Below are 19462 nucleotides of genomic sequence, written 5' to 3' on the forward strand. Positions count from 1 at the left end.
AAGGGGCTAGCGGGGAGGTGCCGCGGTCTCGCCTGGCTCCAGCTCGCAGGCCATGAGCTGGTGCCTGAGGACCGTACGGTCTCCCGCGATGAGTTTCGTGAGCAGCCGGACAGCCGCGGCCCCCATCTCGCGACGGGGTACGGCGAAGCCGGTGAGACCCGCCGCGCGGTCGCGGGGGTCACCGAACGTGGCCAAGGAGAGGTCGTCGGGGAAGCGGAGACCCGCGCGCTCGGCGGCCACCAGGAGGGCGCGGTGGGCGGCGTCGGTGTCGGTGGCCTCGGTGACCATCGCGGTGACACCCTGCTCGCGCCAGGCGCGCAGCCGGTCGGGGGTCAGGTCGGTGCCGTCGGTGCGCACCACCTCGGCCGCCAGCCCGCATTCGTCCATGCCGCGCCGGAAGCCCGCCTCCCTGTCGACGGAGGTGATCGCCTCGTCGGCTTCGCGCACGTACAGGATGCGCTCATGGCCGAGCCCCGCCAGGTGCCGCACCACGGTGGCGCCGGCGGAGACGTAGTCGGCGCCGACGTAGGGCAGGCGGTCGCCGAATTCGTCGTGCCGCCCTATGTAGACGACGGGCAGATCGGTGGCCAGCAGGCGATCCATCTCCGGCACGGGCAGGTGCCTGCCCAGGAACAGGCAGCCGTCGGCCAGCCGTACCCGGTTGAGCACCTGGGCGTGCGGGCGCTCGCCCGTGACGCTGGAGGCGATGAACATCAGCAGGTCGTAGCCCTGCACCGCCGACTCCTCCTCGATGCCCACCAGGAACGGGTAGTAGGCGTGGGACATCTCGGTGGGGAAGGTCGAGGTGAAGGTGTAGAGACCGAGCAGATTGTTCTGCCCGGCCGCCAGGCGGGTGGCGATCGGGTCGGGCATGTACCCGAGTTGCTCGGCGGCCTCCATGACCTTGCGCTGGGTCTCCTCGGCGATGCCCAGGGCGGCGGCGCCGCCACCGAGGATCAGCGACACGGTCGGCTGCGAGACGCCGGCCAGCCGAGCGATGTCCGCCTGACGAGGGCGACCGCTCGATCTCATGACATACCCCCATAGAAATAGTCGATCACGGAGCCTCGATCCCGCCGTCCGGCCTGCGTACCCGCGCGGCCCACCGCTCGTGCAGGTGCGTCTCCGGCTGGTACCGCCTGGCGGCGCCCTCATCGAGGTCGATACCCCAGCCGGGCCGGTCGGAGGGGGTGATGTAGCCGTTGACCGTCCGCAGCGTTCCCGGGAACACCTCGTGCACGGTCTCCGGGTAGACGTGCGCCTCCTGGATCCCGAACGCGGGGCTGGTGACGTCGAGCGTGACGTTGGCCGCGGCGCCCACCGGCGACACGTCCGGCGGCCCGTGCCAGGCCGTCCGCACCCCGGTCAGCTCGCACAACGCGGCGAGCTTGCGCACGGGCGTCAGCCCGCCGACGGCCGAGACGTGCAGGCGCAGGTAGTCGACGCCACCGGAGGTGATGAGACGCGCCGCGTCGGTCACCGAGGAGACCAGCTCGCCGGAGGCGATCGGCATCGGCGCCGCCGCCCGCACCTCGGGCAGCCGGTCGAAGTGCTCGGGCGCGAGCGGATCCTCCAGGAAGAACAGCCGGTACGGCTCCAGCGACCGCGCGAGCACCACTGCCTCCTTCGGCGTGAGCCGGTTGTGCGCGTCGTGCAGCAGGCCGAGCTCCGCACCGAGGACCTCGCGGGCGCGCTCGAACAACCTCGGCGTGGTCCGCAGGTAGTGGCCGACGTCCCAGCCGTCGGGATAGGGGCTGCCCGGATATCCGCCGGGCGTGCCGACGCCGCCGTACGTGCCGAGCCCCGGCCCGCCCGCCTGCAGCCGCACGTAGCGGTAGCCCTGCTCGGCGAGCGCGGCGGCCCGCTCGATCGACTCCTCGATCTCGCCACCGCGAGCCCCGGTGTAGACGGCGGCTGCCGCCCTGACCCGCCCGCCCAGCAGCTCGTACACCGGCACGCCGAAACGTTTGCCCGCGATGTCCCACAACGCCTGGTCGATGCCGGACAGCGCGTTGTTGTGCACCGGCCCGCCCCGCCAGTACGAGGAGTAGTGCAGCATCCGGCCGATGTCCTCGATATCGGCCGGATGCCGGCCGATGACCATGGGCGCGACGTGCTGCTCGATCGCGGCGACCACGGCGTGGAAACGCTGGGTGAAGGTGGCGCAGCCCAGGCCGTACAGACCGGGCTCCGAGGTGTCGACCCGCACGACGACGAGCGGGACCCCGCCCGGGGCGGTGACGATCGTGCGCACACCGGTGATGCGCAGCCCGTCCCTGGCCTGCCACGGCGCCTGCGTCTCCGGCATGATCATGATTGTCGCTCCTCTGGAAACGGATGCGAGGCGGTGAACCCGAGCAGCCGCCTGGCCGGTTCGAGATCGATGGCCACCGTCCTGCCGGGCAACGCCGTGCGGCACGGCACGCCGGGGTGGTGTGTCGCGAGCAACTCCTCGGTGGGAGTCGTCACGAGCGTCTCGGGCGCGGCGACGAAGACGACCGGCGCGCCGTACAGCGGAGCCGTCAGCCCGAGCAGGCAGGCACGCGCGGCGTCGCGCAGGTCGAGGTAGCTCCACACCTCCGATGCCCCGGCCACGGGATCCCTGGCCAGCTGCTCCGCGCGCGCGGCGAGCCTGGCCTGGTCGCCGAGGAAGGGAAAGCGCAGCGCGACGACGGTCATGCCGTGCCGCCGGTGCATCATCGCCGCCGTGGCCTCGTCCACCTGCTTGGACAGCGCGTACGGATCCTCGATCTGCAACGGCACCCGCTCGTCCAGCGGCAGGTACGGCGGGCTCGGGCGCGACCTGGCGAAGGGCAGACCGGTGATCGACAGGCTGCTGGCGATCACGGCCCGCCGTACCCCTTGCTCTCCCGCCTCGTTCAGCACGACGAACGTCGCCAGCGTGTTGGCCGAGAACACCACCTCGGGCGCCCCCATCTCGGGCGAGGCGAGCGCCGCCGTGTGCACGACGGCGTCGGCCCCTTCGAGGGCCGAGCGGACGGCGGCCGGGTCACGGGCGTCGCCCACGACGACCCGCTCCGCCGGCAGCGGGCCGGGATCCTCCGCGACGAGCGCGGTCACGGCGATGTCCCGCGATGCGAGTTCTGTCAGTACGGCGGAGCCGAGGCGGCCGGCCGCACCGGTGACCAGGACCCTCATCCCTTCAGCCCCGTGAAGGCGATGCCCCGGATGATCTGCCGCTGGAACAGCAGGAACACCACGACGGGCGGGATGATCGCGATCAGCATCCCGGCGATGAGCAGGGCCTGGTCCGAGGTGTCCGCCAGCCGGGGCAGGGCCACCGCCAGCGGCTGGCTCTCGGTGTCGGTGAGGGCGATCATGGGCCAGAGGAAGTCCTTCCACGCGTTCATGACAGCCAGCAGTGATACCACGGCCAGGATCGGACGCGACATAGGCAGCACCAGCCGGGTGAAGATCCGCCACGGCCCGGCGCCGTCGAGGCGCGCCGCCTCGAACAGCTCCTTGGGGATACCGTCGAAGAACTGCTTGACCAGCAGGACGTTGAAGGCGTGCGCGCCAGCGGGCAACCACACCGACAGCGGGGTGTTGGCGATGGACAGATCCAGGACGGTCAGGTACAGCGAGACCATCGAGACCGTGCCAGGCAGGAACAACGTCGCCAGGACCGCGCCGTAGACGTACTTGCCGTAGGAGGGCCGCAGGACCGACAGCGCGTAGGCGCCTGTCGTCGCGACGAACAACTGCGTGAACCAGGAGCCGCCGACGAGTATGACAGTGTTCGTCAGGTAGTGGCCGACCTCCAGGGTCGTCCACGCCTCCGACAGGTTCGACCATCGCACGTCCGCCGGCCACAGGGCCAGCGGCCGGCGCAGCGACTCCTGGGTGGAGGAGATCGCGCCCTTGAAGATCCAGTAGATCGGCCCGGCGCCCTCCAGGACCAGGGCCACGATCAGGAGCACCTGGGTGGTGCCCAGTCCGAGGCGCATCCCGCGCCCACGCCTTTCGGTGTCGGAGATCACTCCCCTCACTTCGTCCCCCAGGTTCTGGTCATTCGCAGGTAGACGGCGGACAGCACCGCCAGCACCACGGCCAGGCTCACGCTCAACGCCGCCGCCGTGCCGTAGTCGCCGTTGACGAAGGCGTACCTGTAGATCAACAGCAGCACCGTGACCGTCGAGTCCTCCGGCCCGCCGTCGGTCAGCACGAACGGCTCGGTGAACACCTGGAAGGTGCTGATCACCTGGAGCAGCAGCATGATCAGCAGGATGGGCCGCAGTTGCGGCAGCGTCACGTGCCACAACCTGCGCCACACCGACGCCCCGTCCAGCTCGGCCGCCTCGTACAGCTCGGTGGGCACACCGGACAGCGCGGCCAGGTAGATGAGCACCGCGCCGCCGGCGCCCGCCCAGGTCGCCTCCAGGACCAGGCTCGGCATCGCCATGCCCGTGGACTGCAACCAGGGGTACGGTCCCAGCCCGGCCAGCCCGAGCAACTGGTTGAACAGGCCGGAGTCCGGGTCGTAGAACCACTTCCACATCAGCACGGCCACCACCGGCGGCACCACCACCGGCAGGTACACCAGCACCCGCAGCAACCCGGAGCCGCGCCGCAGCTCCGACATCAGCACCGCCAGGAAGATCGGCAGCGGGAAGCCGATCAGCAGGGCCAGGCCGGTGAACAGCAGCGTGTTGCGCACCGCCATGCCCAGCAGGGGGTCGGCGAGCAGGGTGCGGAAGTTGTCCAGGCCCGCGAACGTCGCCGCCTCGACCAGGTTGGTCCGCTGGAAGCCGAGCACCACGCTACGGATGATCGGCCACCACGAGAACAGGCCGAAGACCAGCACCGTCGGGATGAGGAACAGCGCGGCCGCGACGCCTTTACCCCGGGTCACTGTGCTTTCTCGAGCAGCGGCGCGACTCGCGCCGCCGCCTTGGTCAGCTCGTCGCGCGGGTCGGCGTCCTTGCGGGTCAGCACGGCCTGCACGGCGGTGTCGAGCGCGCCGTACAGGTCCTGGGCGGCGACCGGGGGCTCGACGACGTACTCCAGCTTGTCGGTGTCCTTCACGTAGGGAGCGAAGTTCGACACCGGGATGTTGGCGTGCTTGGCGATCGCGGCGTTCACCGGGCCCGCCACCGACGTGCCGTAGAACGGCAGCGTGGGCAGGGCGACGGCCAGCTTGTCCGCCGCGTTGGCCACGGCCAGTTGCTCGGCGGCCGCCGGGTCGTAGTTGGGCTTGAGGTAGTAGAAGTCGATCCACTTCACCGCGGCGGCTCGCTGCGCGGCTGTGGCTTTGGCGTTGACGGCCGCCACCAGGCCGCCCAGCAGCGTCGCCTTGCCCGCGCCCTGCTGCGGCAGCGCCGCGATGCCGAAGTCGTCCGGCTTGCCGGAGTAGAGGGTGGTGTAGCGGTTGTAGCTGTTCACGGTGCCGATCAGCATGCCGATCTTGCCGGCCGCGAAGTCGCGCTCCGCGTCCTGCTGGGTGCGCAGTTGGTTGGCGCCCATGGAGTCGTCCTGCCACCGCATCGCGGACAGGTGCCGCAGCGCCGCCTCCGCCGGGCCGTCCAGGAGAGAGGACACGTACTTGTCGCCCTCCTGCTTCTCCATCCGCCCGCCGAAGGAGTAGGTCATCGCGGTCAGGATCCAGCCGCCGGTGTTCTTGACCGTCATCTGCGTGTATCCGGTCGCACCCGTCCCGGCGATCTTCTTGGCCGCCGCCCTGACCTCGTCCCACGTGGCCGGTGGCCGGTCCGGGTCGAGCCCCGCCTTGGTGAACAGGGCGCGGTTGTAGACCAGGCCCAGCGCGTACTCGGTGACGGGCAGGCCGTAGACCTTGCCGTCCGCGCCGGTCGCCGGGGCCAGCGCGCGCGGGTCGAAGTCTCCCGCATGCGGCAGGCTCTTGATCTCGGCACTGAGGTCGGCGACCTGGCGCCGGGCGATGAGCCCGGGCGGCTCGGTGAGCGGCACGGTCAGCACCGTCTCCGCGTTGCCGCCGGCCAGCCTGGTCGCGAACGTCCTGGCGTCCCACTGCGTGTCGGTCGGCTTGATCTTGATGGTGGGGTTGGCCTTCTCGAACGCGGCAACCGCGTCGAGGAACTGCTTACGGGTCTTGGCGGCGGTGGTGGGCGGCATGCCCGCCACGGTGATGGCGGTCTTGCCCGAGTCCTCACCCGACGAGCCGGACGAGCAGCCCGCCGTCGCGGCGGCGAGCACGAGCGCCCCCGCCATCCACCTTCTGGAGGCTGATACATCCATGGCTACTCCTCTGGCCTAATGCGGATTAGGTGGCATCTAATCCGCATTAGGAGACGGTGTCAAGGCGTTACCACCAGATTACGTGATGCGCACAAATCACCCTTGACACTCTCGTTCCGGCCGGAGTACACATCTCCCTAATCCGCATTAGGTCGACAGGGAAGAGATCTTCATGTCTGACATCCCCCGACGCCGCTTCCTCGGCGGAGCCGTAGCCGCCGGGCTCGCGGGAGCGTTGCTTCCCACGGCCCCCGCCAAGGCCGACACCCCTTCGATCTCCGCTGACGGCATCACGCTGACCGCCGGTACCGACGGCGGCATCACCGTCCGCGACGGCGGCGGCGTCGAACGGGTCAGGCTCACCGGGTTCATGACCAAGGACTCCGTCACCGGCATCCAGCGCACCACCGGCGGAACGCCGTCGCTCGTCACGCTCCAGGACGGCACGCAGGCCATCCAGGTCGACTACACGCTCCCCGCCGCGGCCGGGGGAATCACCGTCCGCGGCGTCTTCCACGTCGCGCCGCACCGCGCGAAGCTCCGTTGGGAGGTCGGCGGCTCGACCACGCTGATCCCGGCCGGTTTCATGCTCGGCCGCGCCGTCATCGCGCCCTCGGCGCCCGAGTCCTTCGCCGCGTTGACGACATGGAACCGCGATGCCGGGGGCGGGGTGCCGTACGAGAGCAATGCCGGGGTCGTCTACCAGGAGACCTGGGCCGACACCCGCGCCTACTTCCGGCTGGCCACCACCACCCCTGCCTGGACCAACGCCACCTGGATCCACGCGCCGGGCACCGGGACCGCGAGCGCGGCCGTGACGGAGGCCGACCTGGTGCTCGGCTCGATGCGCCCGGCCGCGGGCGGCACCATGGGCGCGGGCCTGCCCCTCGGTGTGGAGGTCTGGACCGACCAGCCCTTCTCCCTCTGGGACGCCGGCGGCCAAACCATGGCCCTGCACGCGGAGGTGGCCAACGGGGGAAGCGCCGCCCGCAGCGTGAAGCTGTCGTGGTGGGCGCGCGACTTCGACGGCAGGACGCTGGCCAAGGGCAGCGTGACCGGCACGGTCGCGGCGGGAGCCGCGTGGACACAGACCTTCACCGTCACCTCGCCACCCCGCGGGATCGTGTTCACCGAGGTGAAGGCCACCGCGGGCACCGACAGCGCGTTCGCCCGCACCAACCTCACCGTCCTGCCGCCGCATACCTATCAGGCAGGGGCCGACAGCATGTTCGGCATCGCCAACTACCCCTGGCTGCTCAAGCCCGACGCCGCCGCCGTCGTGGGACTGATGAAACGCCTGGGCATCCAGCGCGTCCGCATCTCCTACGACGGCGGGCCGGGCCTGCCGCCCGCCACCCTCGACGCGGCGGGGATCCGGCACAACATCGAGCTCGCCGGGATCCCCCTGGGCGGAACCGCCGCCCAGGTCGCCGCCTGGGCCGACACGAACACGCAGAAGGCGATCGGCTCAGGTGCCGGCTACTTCGAGGTCGCCAACGAGGTGAACAAGCCGTGGATGAGCGGCGAGACCGCCGCCGCCTACGTGCGGGACGGCCTACGCCCGGTACGTGACCGGCTCACCGCCGCGGGGGCGCCCACCAAGGTGCTCAACGCCGGTCTGGCCGGCATGGACCACGTCTGGACCAAGAACTTCTACGACGCCGGCGGCTGGGACCTCATCGACGGCTTCGCCTTCCATCCAGGCAGGGGCAACTTCACGCCGGACTACGCGCCGCCTCCTGAGGAGTGGACGCAAGGCGGCAACGGCTCCTACTGGAACTTCCTCGGCGGCCTGCGCAAGGCCCGCGAGACGATCGCGGAGTACGGGCAGAAAGAGTTGTGGATGACCGAGGCCTACGCCTGCACGAAGCCGAACAGCTGGTGGCACGACACCTACCGGCAGGCCGCGGAGAACGTCCTGCTCACCCTGGCACTGGCCATGGCCGAAGGGGTGCGCTGCGTGAACTGGTACCAACTGCACGACAGCGTCCTCGGCAAACCGCAGATGGCCGACCCGGCCAACCCCGAGTACCACTACGGCCTCATGAACCGCGACACCAGCGCCAAGCCGTCCATGCTCGCCTACGCCACCGCCGCGCAGGTGCTGGACCGGGCCACGTTCGTCCGCTGGCTGAAGCCGGCCGACCCCGACCTGAAGGGGCTGCTGTTCAGCACGCCGGACGGACCCGTCTCCATCCTGTGGAGCAGGAAGGACGGCTACCTGCTCAACACCGACCACGCGCCGGGCGCCACGTGGTTCGCCGCGCCGGAACCGTGGGTGGACGGCTGGCCGACCAAGACGGAGCTGAAGGTGGCCGCGGCCGGGAACTCGGTCAGGGAGCTCGACTGCATCGGCAGGGAACGGCGGCTCACCGCCCGCGACGGCAAGGTCAAGGTCCACCTGGACGGCGCCCCGCGCATCTACTACGGCCTGACGGAGACGCCTGACCAACTGCCCTGAGGCCACCATCTTGCCAGGTGGCCCGCCGAGGAATTACGGTCAAGGCCGTTATACTTTCATCGGAGGGCCACATGCGCATCCTCGCCGTTGCGTTAGCCATCGCACTATCCATCACATCTCCGGTCAAGGCCGAAACCGCTGCCGCCGCACCACCGACAGGCTGTGGCTTCCAGAACCTGGGCACTCTGCCGCTCACCGGCGCCACCACCGCGGGCACCGCGCGCGACGGCGACCGCGTCTACTCGGTCACCTCCAGCGCGTCCGGCCCCGCCATGCTCGGGATCAGGAACGCGGCGGACGCCGCCCTGGTCGCCGAGCGGCCGTTGCCGTACGCGCTCGGCTCCTGGGCCGTCACCGTGGCCCCCGATCACTCCGTCTACGTGGGCAGCTACAACAGCGCGGTCGGGGCCATGGGCCGGCTCTTCCGCTACGACCCCGCCACCGACCTGGTCAGCGAGCTGGGCATCGCCGTGCCGGGCGAGACGTTCGTGTGGACCGTGGCCGCCAGCCCCGACGGCTCCGCCGTCTATGGCGGCACCTCGCCCAACGGCCGGCTCTTCCGCTACGACACGGCCACCGGGAAGATCGCGGACCTGGGCAGCCCGGTGCCCGGCGAGCAGTACATACGCGACCTCGCCATCGCCAAGGACGGCACGATCTACGCGGGCATGGGCGCCACGAGCATGAAGGTGGCGGTGCTGAAGCCCGACGGCACCCTGATCAAGGTGATCGACCCGCCGATCGAGGGCAGCGGCTTCGCCTACGACCTCGACGTCGTGGCCGGTCACCTGCTGGTCCGCTTCACCACCTCCACCGGCACGAACCCCATGGGCGTCTACGACCTGGCCAGGAACCGGTGGCGCGACGTGGAGGACGACGTCGACAGCCTCACCGTCGGCGGCGGGGCGCGCGGGCACCAGGTCTACCTGTTCCAGGGCGAGGAACTCGCCGTCTATGACATCAAGCGCAAGAAGACCACCCGGCTCGGCTTCACCGACTTCGGCGGCGGCGCCGCCCGGCCACTGGGCTGGAAGGGCCGCACGCTCGTCGGCACCTCCTCCACCGGCCGCATGTGGCACTACGACCGCAAGAGCGGCCGGGGCAGGTTGTTCGACTCCACGCTGACCGGCCAGCCCGTCTCCATCAGGTCGATGGGGATCGGCCCCGACGGCCGCGTCTACGCGGGCGGCTTCTTCACCGGCGGCCTGGCCGCCTACGACCCCGCGACCGGCGCGTCACAGTTCTGGCCGAACGTCGGCCAGAGCGAGGGCATCGTCACCCACAAGGGCAAGCTCTACCTCGGTGTCTATCCCGGCGCCCGCATCTACGAGTTCGACGGCACCGAACCCCGGCTGCTGCTGGGCCTCGCCGACCAGGAGCAGGACCGGCCGTTCGCCATGGTCTCGGCCGGCGACTGGCTCGCCTTCGGCACGGTGCCCAAGGCCGGCGCGGTCGGCGGCGCGCTCGGACTGCTCGACCCCGCCACCGGCAAGTCGGTGATCAGGCGGAACCTCATCCCCGGCCAGAGCATCATCGGCCTGGCCTATCGCGACGGCGTCCTGTACGGCACGACGTCGGCGTTCGGCGGCATCAGCACCCCTCAGGGCGACGCCGCCCACGCCTTCGCCTACGACATCGCCACCGACACCCTCAAGTGGACCAGCACCCCGGTGCCCGGCGATCTGGCGCTCGGCTCGATCACCTTCGACGGTGACGGCAAGCTCTGGGGGCTCTCGCCGGACACGCTCTTCGAGCTCGATCCGGCCACGGGGCAGGCCCTGCGCACCGTGCAGCACCAGACCTACCCGTGGTCCACCGCCACCCAGGTCTGGGTGGACACCAACATCGAACTGGGCCGCGACGGCCTGCTGTACGGCAAGGTGCAGGGCAAGGCCTACCGGATCGACCGGGCGGCGATGACGCTCACGCTCATCGCCCGCCCGATCTCTATCCTGCTCAAGGCCCCGGACGAGCACATGTACCTGTCACGCTTCGAGAACTTCTACACCTACCGGCTCTGTGGCTGATATTTGAACAGCCGCGGCCCTTCGGCGAAGTAGACGCCTCCGGACCTGTGCACCGCGAGCTGGTGCACAGGTCCCCGCCGCAGTACCTTCCGCTTCCCGGTGACCGGGTTCAGCGCGAACACCTCCGTCCCCGCGTGCGCGCCGTAGAGCAGACCGTCCGCCCGGTTGAGGACCAGGGCCCCGCTCGCGCTCGTACTCGACGAGAGGGTGATCCTGGAGACCACCTTGCGGGCCGCCACGTTCACCCTGAACACCTCGCCGCCCGCGATGCCCCACAGCCGCCCGAGGCGGTCGAAGGTGAGCGCCGGGATGGCCGGCTTGCCCGGTGCGGGGACGATCTCCCACAGCAGCCGGTCTTCCCGTACCGACCAGGCGAACAGCTTGGCCTCGGGCTGGGTGGGCGGGGTGGCCGACTGACCGCTGTAGATCGAGGTGCCGCCGTAGACGACGCCGTCGCGGTAGGCCAGCGACACGATGCTCTGGTCCTTGATCACATTACGCTGGGAGTACTTCAGCGCGCCCTTCCGCGGATCCCACACCGCCAGCACTCCGCCGAGGTTACCGAGGTCGGGCATCGTACCGGCGACCAGGTAGCGGCCCGCCGACACCAGGGCGCGCGGCCTGATCTGCTTGTCGGCCGCGAGGTCGAACAGCCTGGCCGGGTTGGGCTCCAGCCCCGGCTCCGGGCTGGGTGAGTACTCGGTGCTGTTCCACGGCAGCGCGGGGTCGTAGGCGTAGACCCTGGCCTCGGGGTAGGCGCCGACGTACAGCTTGCCGGCGTGCGTCGTCATGGCCTCGCTCTGGGAGAAGGTGTGGAACTCCGCCCGCTCCCCCGTCTTCGGGTCGAGCGCGGCGAACCCGCCGTTGAGGAAGCCGCCGGTGTAGACGCGGCCGTCCGGGCCCTCGGCGATGGCCGTGATGTCGATCGGCTCGCCCTGGATGCCGGTCTGGACGAACGAGCGCGCGCCGGTCTGCGGGTTGTAGCGGAACATCAGCCCCCGCCACAGCAGCCCGACCAGGCTCTTGCCGGGGTAGTCGGGCAGGCCCAGCTCCGCCCAGCCGATGCCCCGGGTGTTCGCCACCCGTCCCGTGAACGGCATGCCGGTCCCGGTCACCGTACGGGTGCGCGGATCGTAGCCCACCAGCTCGCCGGCCTTGACGAAGTAGACGCGGCCCTGATCGTCCGGCGGCGACACGTCGAGGCCGTGGGCCGACTCGAGGGCGTCCGTCCAGGTGCGAGCGGTGATGTCCCAGACGTGCAACGGCCCCGGGAAAGCGCCCCCGAACCTGACGTAGAGGAAGCCTCCGGCGGCGTTGACGTCGTAGGCCCACTTGCCGGCGAGGTCGAGCCCTGGCGGGTCGGGCAGCCGTTCGGCCACGCCCGTGGCGGCGTCCACCTCGAAGACGGCCGCCGGGCCCTCCGTACCCGCGTAGATCTTGCCATTGGTGTACGAGACGCTGCGGACGTAGGCGTGCGTCGGGGACAGCCGGCCGTAGTCGCGGACGCCGCCGGCCGGGTCGTAGCCGAACAGCCGACCGCCCGGTGACGTGCCCCCGTAGACGGTCGCGCCCTCGCCGGCCGCCACTGACCAGATGAAGTTCTCCGACGGCAGGGGGCGGCCCAGGTCGGCGACGCCGCCCTCGCGGGTCCAGCGGTAGAGGCGGCCGTCGCCGTACGTACCGGCGTAGAGGCTGCCGTCCGGCGTCGCGTCCACCGCCCAGGCCCCGGCAGCGCCCGGCAGGTCGAGCCGGCCGCGTTCGTCGCCGGTGGCCGGGTCGACGGCGTTGAGGTGGGCGGGGGTGCCCGAGGAGGCACCCCAGAGCACCGTACGGCCGTCGGGGCCGGGAGCGACGACGCCGCCGAGGAGGAGCACGTCCTGCAGCGGGACACCGAGATCGGTCACCTTGCCCGCCCCACCACCCGCCGGAGCGGGTGACGCGACCGGAGTGGGTGCGAGTGCGTTGACGGGGGCCGCCATACCCAGCAGCGTGGTGACGCTGATCCCCGCCACCACGATTCGTCTTATTAGGGTCATGACCGAAATTTAGGAAACAGCGAGGCTCTCGTCAATGGATCGGCATTACGGTTAGGCCCGTATCATCAGCCAACGAAGACCCGCGAGAACGGCGGGGAGCCGTCCCCGTGGATCGGGGACGGCTCCGCTCAGGTCGTCGGCGGCTATGCCCAGGGCTGGTCGACGGACCAGCTCACGTCGGCGGCCCACGAGGTCGCGCTGTCGAAGGCGTTCGAGCCGCCGTTGCTGGCTATGTAGACGCTGTTGTTGTAGTGGCGGATGAAGCGGCTCGGGAAGTTGTAGGAGGCGAGCGAGGTGCCCTGGCCGCTCTTGCCGGTCTGCGGGCAGAAGGTGGCGTCGGCGGCGAACAGCGAGCTGCCATCGTTGTGCTGCCGGTACAACTGGTAGTTCTGGTGCCGCAGGAAGTCGCCGGGGTAGTTCCTCGACTCGAACGACAGGCACGAGCTGCCGGCCAGACCGCTGCGGACGATCCACGAGGCGTCGCTCTTGTCGAGAGACGAGCTGGACGAGGTGATCACCGAAGTGACGACTTGGTCGTTCTGGTGACGGATGTAGCGGGTCGTGCAGCAGGACGTCGTCGCGCGTAGCGAGATCGACGAGCCGGGGGTGAGCGTTCCGGGCGTGCCGCCGCCGCTCGACGTCGTGTATCCGGCGGCGACGATGTCGGCCTGCACCGCGTTCTCGGTGGCGTCCGACGGATAGCCGGAGGTCATCACGCCTTCGTAGAAGGTACCGGCGGAACTGTTGCTGTTGTCGCCGCCGATCCCGAGGATGATGGCCCCCTCCTTCTTCATCGGGTTGTAGCCCGAGACGTTGGGGCGCGCTCCGTTGTAGTAGGTCGACAGGCTGCCCGACTGCGCGTTGCCGGCGCGGATCGCCCAGTGGTTCGGCTCGCCCTTGATGATGGCGGTCAGGTACCGGTGACTCACGGTCGGGTCGTTGGCGTTGTAACCCGCGTTCACTCCGGAGAACAGGCCGTTCTCGAGGTCGGCCATGACCCAGGGGCCGTTGCCCGTGCCGTAGCCCCAGACCTTGATGTTCCCGAAGTAGATGGCCTCCATGGTGCCGTTGCCGTTGTCCCGGCTGTTGGTCTCGGCGTTGCCGTAGTCGAAGCAGCAGCCGCCGTTGTAGTGCGTGCCGTCGAAGACCGCGTACATCCCCTCGGGCTGGTCGCCCTTCGCGACGCCGTTGGTGCTGTTGTTGCGGTATCCGGTGCCAGGAGCCACGTAGACGCCGTACGCCTTGTGGCCATTGATCATGGTCGGCGCCGCGGTCGCGACCGCGAGGTTGTCATATCCGCCCGCGGCCGGGCCGGAGAACCCGCCGGGAGGCGCCTGGGTGAGGCGGTTACCGCGACCGGACTGGTCGTAAATGATGGTGATGAGGCAGGTCGTACCGGTACAGAACGAATCCTGCGTGGCGGCGTTGGCATATCCGCCCGCGCTCAGGAGGCCGATGTCCCGGGTGGTGTTGTCCGAGGAACGGCGCACCTGGTAAAGCGCGCCGTTGTAGGCGGCATACAGGGCGCGGGTCGTGCTGTGCGCCGCCACGCACGGGGTGCCGCCGGCGGCGTAGATGTCGCACGCGAGCGACGTCGCGGCCTGCGAGGGCGTGGAGATGCCGGTCAGCAGGCCGGCGGCGAGCGCGACGGCCGCACCCGCGGACAGCAGTGCCTTTTTGAGATGCCGGAATCCGGACCGAACAATCATGCTGAACCACTGCCTTTCAGGGGGGCGCCGCGATGCCGGGAGATGCCCCGCCGACCTGCGACATCACGGCAGGGACGGAAAGGAAGTTACTTTGTTAGCGCTAACATTTTTTGTTCTGTACGACCTCCGAGATGCGCTTGGGAGTAACTGGCTCACTATGGAACGGAAGCGTATGTTGCGTCAAGGTTTCAAGGTGGGTGGTGAAAATACCGCGAGACCCGAAAGGCGCGGAGGCGGGAATCGCCTTTTTGGTCTGCACCCATGCGATCCAGGAGCAAGCGGTCACGGCCGCGAGCCCCGTCGCAACAATGTTCGAAAAAAACGCCAGAGAAAGCCATCCCGCTCCGTGCAACGAACGCTGAGAGATTTCATGCGCGGAGCCGGGGATCACGAGATGCGGGTCGATTTCTCAGACGTCCTGAGGAACTTCGCGCCGTTCCACTTGTACGTCTGGCGGACGATCAGATCGGGGCAGCAATTGGCGGCCCGACTGCTGACCACCTTGCCGCGTAGGTGCACCTGAGCCTTCTGGATGGTGACGGTCTGGGATTTGAAGTAGCGGTTCTTGCCCAACGCGCCGATCAGGCGAGGAGCCGAGCGCTTGGCGGCGCCGTCGTAGACGAAGGAGATCACCGGGTTGCCCGACGTGGGGCTCGGGCAGGACGACACGACCACGGTCTCGGGCTTTCCGTCACCCGTGAGGTCGCCCACAGCGGCGACGCGGGCGCGCACGACATACCAGGTGTCCTCCGGCCGCGGCTTGAGGCAGTGCAGCGCCCGCTCCACCACGGGCGCCCAGTCGAACCCGTTCGCGATCTGACCGGTCTTTTCGAGGGCGGCGGCCGTGCTGTCCGCGGTGGCGGTGCCCATGACGAGGAACGGCGCCAGCGAGGTCGCGATGGCGACGGTCCCCGCCCAGCTACGGAGTCTGCGGCTGCTCTTGTGCTCGGCGCGTGAGTTCATGACCAGTCTGATGCGAGGAATGTCGGAGAAGTTCGGCCTCAGGCCTTTCCATTGGCGGCGCACCAGTCGGCCCAGGTGGTTGCACCCTTGCCCAACTGCTTGTTATAGAAGGAGGTCCAGGAGTTCTCGCTCGGACCGGGCTCAGTGGGAGCGGCGTTGAAGAGCGGGTAGGAGGCGTCGACCTCCGCACGCAGCCACGGCTCGATGTCCTGGTAGGACTGCAGCGACCAGCTACGGGCGTGGTAGGTGAGCTGCCCGCGGACGTCGGTCTCCGGCAGGCACATGAACGGCGCCCACGGGCTCGTCCTGGCCCAGCTGATCTTGGTCTTCATCGCGCCGTTGGGGACGGTGCCCGCGACCGTGCGGGCCTCGACCTCGCGGGCGTCGACGTAGAAGTCGAACATCTCCTGGGCCGCGTAGACGCCCTTCACCAGGCCGAACGACTCGCCCAACGCGAGCTTGAAGTCCGTGCGAACCGGGATGTCGCTGGTCCACTCCGTCTCGTCGTACATCTGCCGCAGAGACGGGCCGACATAGGCGGAGGTGACGTTGAACGGGCCGAAGTTCACCGCGTCGTTGTTGATGGGAACGACCGGGTAGGTCCGGAGGTCGATCGGGTTCTTCCATTCCCGCAGGATCTTCGTGGGGTCGGCGGGGTCGGTGTAGAACACGATCTCGCGGGAGAGCTGGTAGAGCTGCGTGGTGCCGGGCACCCGATACAGCCGCCGGATGTTGTAGCCCTCGACGTTGAACAGTTTCTGGCCATGGCGCAGCTGCGGATCGTAGGCGTTGCCCTCGATGTTGGCGTAAACGGCTCCCGAGATCCGGAAGACCATGTCCCGCCCGTCCGGCCGCCCATTGGTCTGTAAGGACAGCAACCCGCTCTTGTCCGTGACCGTCTTGTAGACCGGCCCCGGATATGTCGGGTCATCCGGCTGCTCGCCCGCCGCCGCGCCGGGAACGGCGACACACACCAACAGCGCGGCGAGGGCTGCGGACAAGGTCAAACCACGACGCTTGAACAAGAGTGCTCCTGCGATACAGAAGAGGGATGACAGAGACCACGCTGATCATTTCAGCAACCGAAACCCGTATGCTCGGCGGGGACCGCGCGACGCCCACTGCGTGGACGCGGCGCAGGTACGGGAGGCCGGGTGTCGAACAGCGTGCTGACCCACGAATTCCACGTGGACGTCGCCCCGGAGAAGGTGTTCGAGCACCTCACGGCTCCGGAGAGCTACATCGGCCTGTCCCCCCTCGTGGTCGCCGTCAGCGATGTGGACCGCTCGGAGCCTGGCGTGATCCGGTACACGGCCGTCGAGCGTTTCCGATTCCTGCGGATCTTCACGTACGACAACCCGATCAAAGTGGCCCTCCACACCGACGACCTGTCCCTCTACGGCGAGGTGCGGAGCCCGGGGCGCATTCGCCTGGCCTACCGCTTCGACCTTGAGCCGGACGGCACCGGCACCCGGGTGAGCGACCGGCTCGATCTGACGGCCCCGTGGCTCCTGGCCGGGTTCGCCGCAGGGCAGGCGCGCAATGTCCAGCTCGCCCGCGCTCGGATCCTGGCAGAACGGTTGTCTCACCACCGATGAGGACACTGTCCTCGTGGGTGGCGTGGGCGCCGACACTGTCCGCCCAGGCCCGGTCGACGGCGGGCCGGTCAGGAAGGCGGCTGACCGCCGTCGCCGGGGAGTGATCGCGCGAGGGCGTCGAGGATCACGTTGAGCCCGAACTCGAACTCGTCACCGAAGTCGTAACCGGGCCGGAGGACGTGCTCGGTCGCCATCTCCACGAGGTGCGGATAAGCGCCGTCGGCGAACTGCTCCATGATGGACTCGGTCACCTCGGCCGCCGAGCCCGGGCCTTTGAAGGGCAACGAGGCCTCCTGCAGCGCGAAGCCGTACGTGTAGCTGTCGAGCAGGGTCTGCGCGTGCGCGGTCAGCGGCACCGAGAAGCCGGCCGCGCGCAGCGTGGCGATGGTCGCGTCGAGGTGCCGCAGCGTCGAAGGACCGGGGGTGGCTCGCGACTCGAGCAGGCCGATGGCCCAAGGGTGGCCTCTGAGCACGCGCCGGGTCGAATCGGCCCGGCGCCACATCTCCGCGCGCCAGCCGCCGCCGGGAGACGGCAGGTCGATCTCACCGGCGACGAGGTCGACGATGCTGTCGAGGATCTCGTCCTTGTTGGCGACGTGGTAGTAGACCGACATCGGCTTGACGCCGAGCGCCTGGGTGAGCGAGCGGATCGTCAGCGAGCCGATCCCGCCCGCGTCGGCGACGGCGACGGCTGCCCGCAGCACCCGCTCCCGGGTGAGCGGCACGCGCGGCGCGGCTGTCCTGCTCTTTGGCTCTGACATCTCGCTTCGAGACTCTAGCACTTTCATACTTAGTACGTTATCTTCCCGTACTAAGTATGAAAGTACTAAGTACGAAAGCTTCGACGGACTTCGACAGAGCTTCGACAGAAGGGAAAGGCCATGTCAGCGCGTACCATCGGCCGGATCGTGGGGGCCTGCTACCTGCTCGCGTTCGTCGTCTACCTCGCGGGCGGCGCTCTGGTCGACGCCGCCTCGGACGGCGCCGACCTGCTGTCCGGCGTTCTCGCCGCCAAGACGACGCTGTCGGCGGGAGCCCTGCTGATGCTGGCCAACTCCGTCTTCGACATCGCCAACGGCTTATTGATCTTCAACCTGCTGAGGACGCGCCGCCCGTTCGCCGCCACCGCGTACCTGACGATCAGGACGATCGAGGTGGTGGTGCTGGCCGTCGGGGTCCTCTTCCTGCTACTGCTGATACCGCTCGCCCAGGAGTACGCGGCCGGCGGCCGCGCCTCGGTCTTCCCCGCACTGGCGCGGGTCGCCGAGCAGGGGAACTACTACGCCTTCCACCTCGGGATGCTCGCGGTCTGCGCCGCCATGGTGGTGTTCTGCCGCGCGATGCTGCGCGAGCGGCTGGTGCCCGCGTTCCTGGCGGTGTGGGGGCTGGTCGGGTACGCGCTCTTCATGGCCGGCACGATCGCCGAACTCCTCGGCTACAAGATCGCCCTGACGACGTCGATCCCCGGCGGTCTTTTCGAGGTCGCCCTGGGGATCCTGCTCATCGTGAAGGGATTTCCCGCCAAGCCGGAGCCCGACCACGCGAAAGCGACGCAGCCCGCACTGGCGGACGCCTCCTGAAGAGGCTGCGGAGGGTATCGACGAGAGCGGCCCCTCACCGTGTTTCACCGGTGAGGGGCCGCTCTGGCAGGACGAGATCTGAACTAAGCGAAAGTACGATTTTCGCTCTGACTCGCGGAAGGCGGGTTCAGATCGTCTCTACCCAGGTATTGGTCCAGGTGTTCCGCCCGACGATACCGTCGACCATGAGAGCATGCTCTTTCTGGAATTGGCGGCAGATTTCTTCGCTTTGTGGCCCGTAACTCCCGTCGACCGTGATGGGCCAGCCGCGCATGTTTATCTCTTCCTGCCACAGCCGCACTTCAGCGCCGTTCATGATCGGCGGCTGCTTGAGGTCGTGACCGGGGTACGGCGGAGCCACCGCGCTCGGGGCCGTCCACGTCTTGTTCCACGTCGTCTCGTCGACGATGCCGGTGACCTGCAGGTTCTTCTCGGTCTGGAAGTTCTTGCAGAGGCGCTCGCTCTCCGTTCCATAGATCCCGTCTACTTTGATGTGCCAGCCGCGGTCCTGCATCCGCTGCTGCCATTTCTTTACGGCTTCGCCCTGCTGCGGTTTCTTGATGATGCCGGGGAATGGCGGTGCCTGCAAAGTCGGCGTAACGGTCACGAGTTCGTCCTCCGTCGTGTCGTCGGCAGGGCGGGCTTTCTGGGGCAGGTCATGGCCCACTAATTCGTCGCCCTAATCCACGTTAACGGCAGGTGGATACCCAGCACCCTCGGCGATACTCTGGGGAAGCAGACGATTTAACTCGTTCTGGAAAATGTCGATACGCCCTGTTGACACCAGCCCCTTGATTGATCAGGCCGGAGTCACGGTGCGGCACCGGCACCGCCCGCACAGCGTGGACGTCAAC

At 68.9% G+C, this 19462-nt stretch carries 16 protein-coding genes; 4 read left to right on the top strand and 12 right to left on the bottom strand.

The genetic code is table 11. From position 1 onward, the window contains the following. Positions 1 to 6 precede the first annotated feature (6 nt). The 6 genes from AB0F17_RS24415 to AB0F17_RS24440 are packed head-to-tail and all read right to left on the bottom strand — an operon-like array spanning position 7 to position 6234. Entirely contained in the window at positions 7 to 1032 is a 1026-nt protein-coding gene (locus tag AB0F17_RS24415) for a LacI family DNA-binding transcriptional regulator (RefSeq protein WP_358026625.1), read from the bottom strand. A gap of 25 nt (positions 1033 to 1057) precedes the next feature. Beyond that, positions 1058 to 2314, bottom strand: a complete 1257-nt coding sequence (locus AB0F17_RS24420; protein WP_358026628.1) for an enolase C-terminal domain-like protein — start codon at positions 2312 to 2314, stop codon at positions 1058 to 1060. Continuing rightward, on the bottom strand, positions 2311 to 3159 hold the full coding sequence (locus AB0F17_RS24425) for an NAD(P)-dependent oxidoreductase (protein WP_358026631.1): 849 nt from the start codon (positions 3157 to 3159) through the stop codon (positions 2311 to 2313). The genes AB0F17_RS24420 and AB0F17_RS24425 overlap by 4 nt, the downstream gene beginning before the upstream one ends. Continuing rightward, positions 3156 to 3968 (bottom strand): carbohydrate ABC transporter permease, encoded by an 813-nt coding sequence (locus tag AB0F17_RS24430; RefSeq protein ID WP_358026634.1) that lies wholly within the window; start codon positions 3966 to 3968, stop codon positions 3156 to 3158. Before AB0F17_RS24430 ends, AB0F17_RS24425 begins: the two co-directional genes overlap by 4 nt. 38 nt (positions 3969 to 4006) lie before the next feature. Further along, a complete protein-coding gene (locus AB0F17_RS24435; RefSeq protein ID WP_358026636.1) occupies positions 4007 to 4873 on the bottom strand; it encodes a sugar ABC transporter permease in 867 nt (288 codons plus the stop codon). Next, on the bottom strand, positions 4870 to 6234 hold the full coding sequence (locus AB0F17_RS24440; protein WP_358026639.1) for an extracellular solute-binding protein: 1365 nt from the start codon (positions 6232 to 6234) through the stop codon (positions 4870 to 4872). The genes AB0F17_RS24435 and AB0F17_RS24440 overlap by 4 nt, the downstream gene beginning before the upstream one ends. Positions 6235 to 6406: 172 nt before the next feature. Between AB0F17_RS24440 and AB0F17_RS24445 the strand changes: the two genes are divergently transcribed. Both AB0F17_RS24445 and AB0F17_RS24450 read left to right on the top strand, forming a co-directional pair. Continuing rightward, positions 6407 to 8695, top strand: coding sequence for a hypothetical protein (locus AB0F17_RS24445; RefSeq protein ID WP_358026641.1), 2289 nt, complete (start codon positions 6407 to 6409; stop codon positions 8693 to 8695). 71 nt (positions 8696 to 8766) lie between these two features. Continuing rightward, positions 8767 to 10722, top strand: coding sequence for a hypothetical protein (locus AB0F17_RS24450; protein ID WP_358026644.1), 1956 nt, complete (start codon positions 8767 to 8769; stop codon positions 10720 to 10722). Here AB0F17_RS24450 and AB0F17_RS24455 read toward each other — a convergent pair. From AB0F17_RS24455 to AB0F17_RS24470, 4 genes are all read right to left on the bottom strand, one after another. Further along, a complete protein-coding gene (locus tag AB0F17_RS24455) occupies positions 10704 to 12758 on the bottom strand; it encodes a hypothetical protein (protein ID WP_358026647.1) in 2055 nt (684 codons plus the stop codon). The genes AB0F17_RS24450 and AB0F17_RS24455 overlap by 19 nt on opposite strands. Before the next feature lie 143 nt (positions 12759 to 12901). Further along, on the bottom strand, positions 12902 to 14467 hold the full coding sequence (locus tag AB0F17_RS24460; RefSeq protein ID WP_358026650.1) for an alpha-L-arabinofuranosidase B: 1566 nt from the start codon (positions 14465 to 14467) through the stop codon (positions 12902 to 12904). 387 nt (positions 14468 to 14854) lie between these two features. Further along, positions 14855 to 15430 carry a hypothetical protein gene (locus AB0F17_RS24465; protein WP_358026653.1) on the bottom strand — a complete coding sequence of 192 codons (576 nt, stop codon included), beginning with the start codon at positions 15428 to 15430 and terminating at the stop codon, positions 14855 to 14857. 38 nt (positions 15431 to 15468) lie between these two features. Beyond that, on the bottom strand, positions 15469 to 16455 hold the full coding sequence (locus AB0F17_RS24470) for a DUF1838 family protein (protein ID WP_358026656.1): 987 nt from the start codon (positions 16453 to 16455) through the stop codon (positions 15469 to 15471). 129 nt (positions 16456 to 16584) lie between these two features. On the opposite strand from AB0F17_RS24470, the gene AB0F17_RS24475 reads away from it, so the two are divergent. Then, positions 16585 to 17028, top strand: a complete 444-nt coding sequence (locus AB0F17_RS24475; protein ID WP_358026659.1) for an SRPBCC family protein — start codon at positions 16585 to 16587, stop codon at positions 17026 to 17028. A 68-nt stretch (positions 17029 to 17096) separates the two neighbouring features. On the opposite strand, the gene AB0F17_RS24480 is transcribed toward AB0F17_RS24475, so the two are convergent. Further along, positions 17097 to 17789: a TetR/AcrR family transcriptional regulator C-terminal domain-containing protein gene (locus AB0F17_RS24480; protein WP_358026662.1), complete on the bottom strand. Its 693-nt coding sequence runs from the start codon at positions 17787 to 17789 to the stop codon at positions 17097 to 17099. A gap of 120 nt (positions 17790 to 17909) precedes the next feature. Between AB0F17_RS24480 and AB0F17_RS24485 the strand changes: the two genes are divergently transcribed. Beyond that, positions 17910 to 18608, top strand: a complete 699-nt coding sequence (locus AB0F17_RS24485) for a DUF4386 domain-containing protein (RefSeq protein ID WP_358026665.1) — start codon at positions 17910 to 17912, stop codon at positions 18606 to 18608. Between the two features lie 127 nt (positions 18609 to 18735). Here AB0F17_RS24485 and AB0F17_RS24490 read toward each other — a convergent pair whose 3' ends face one another. After that, the gene (locus tag AB0F17_RS24490; RefSeq protein WP_358026668.1) at positions 18736 to 19275 is read right to left on the bottom strand and encodes a peptidoglycan-binding protein; all 540 of its coding nucleotides are present in this window, start codon (positions 19273 to 19275) and stop codon (positions 18736 to 18738) included. Positions 19276 to 19462 lie beyond the last annotated feature (187 nt).

The organism is Nonomuraea sp. NPDC026600 (assembly GCF_040638335.1).
In the GTDB taxonomy this organism is placed as follows: Bacteria; Actinomycetota; Actinomycetes; order Streptosporangiales; family Streptosporangiaceae; genus Nonomuraea.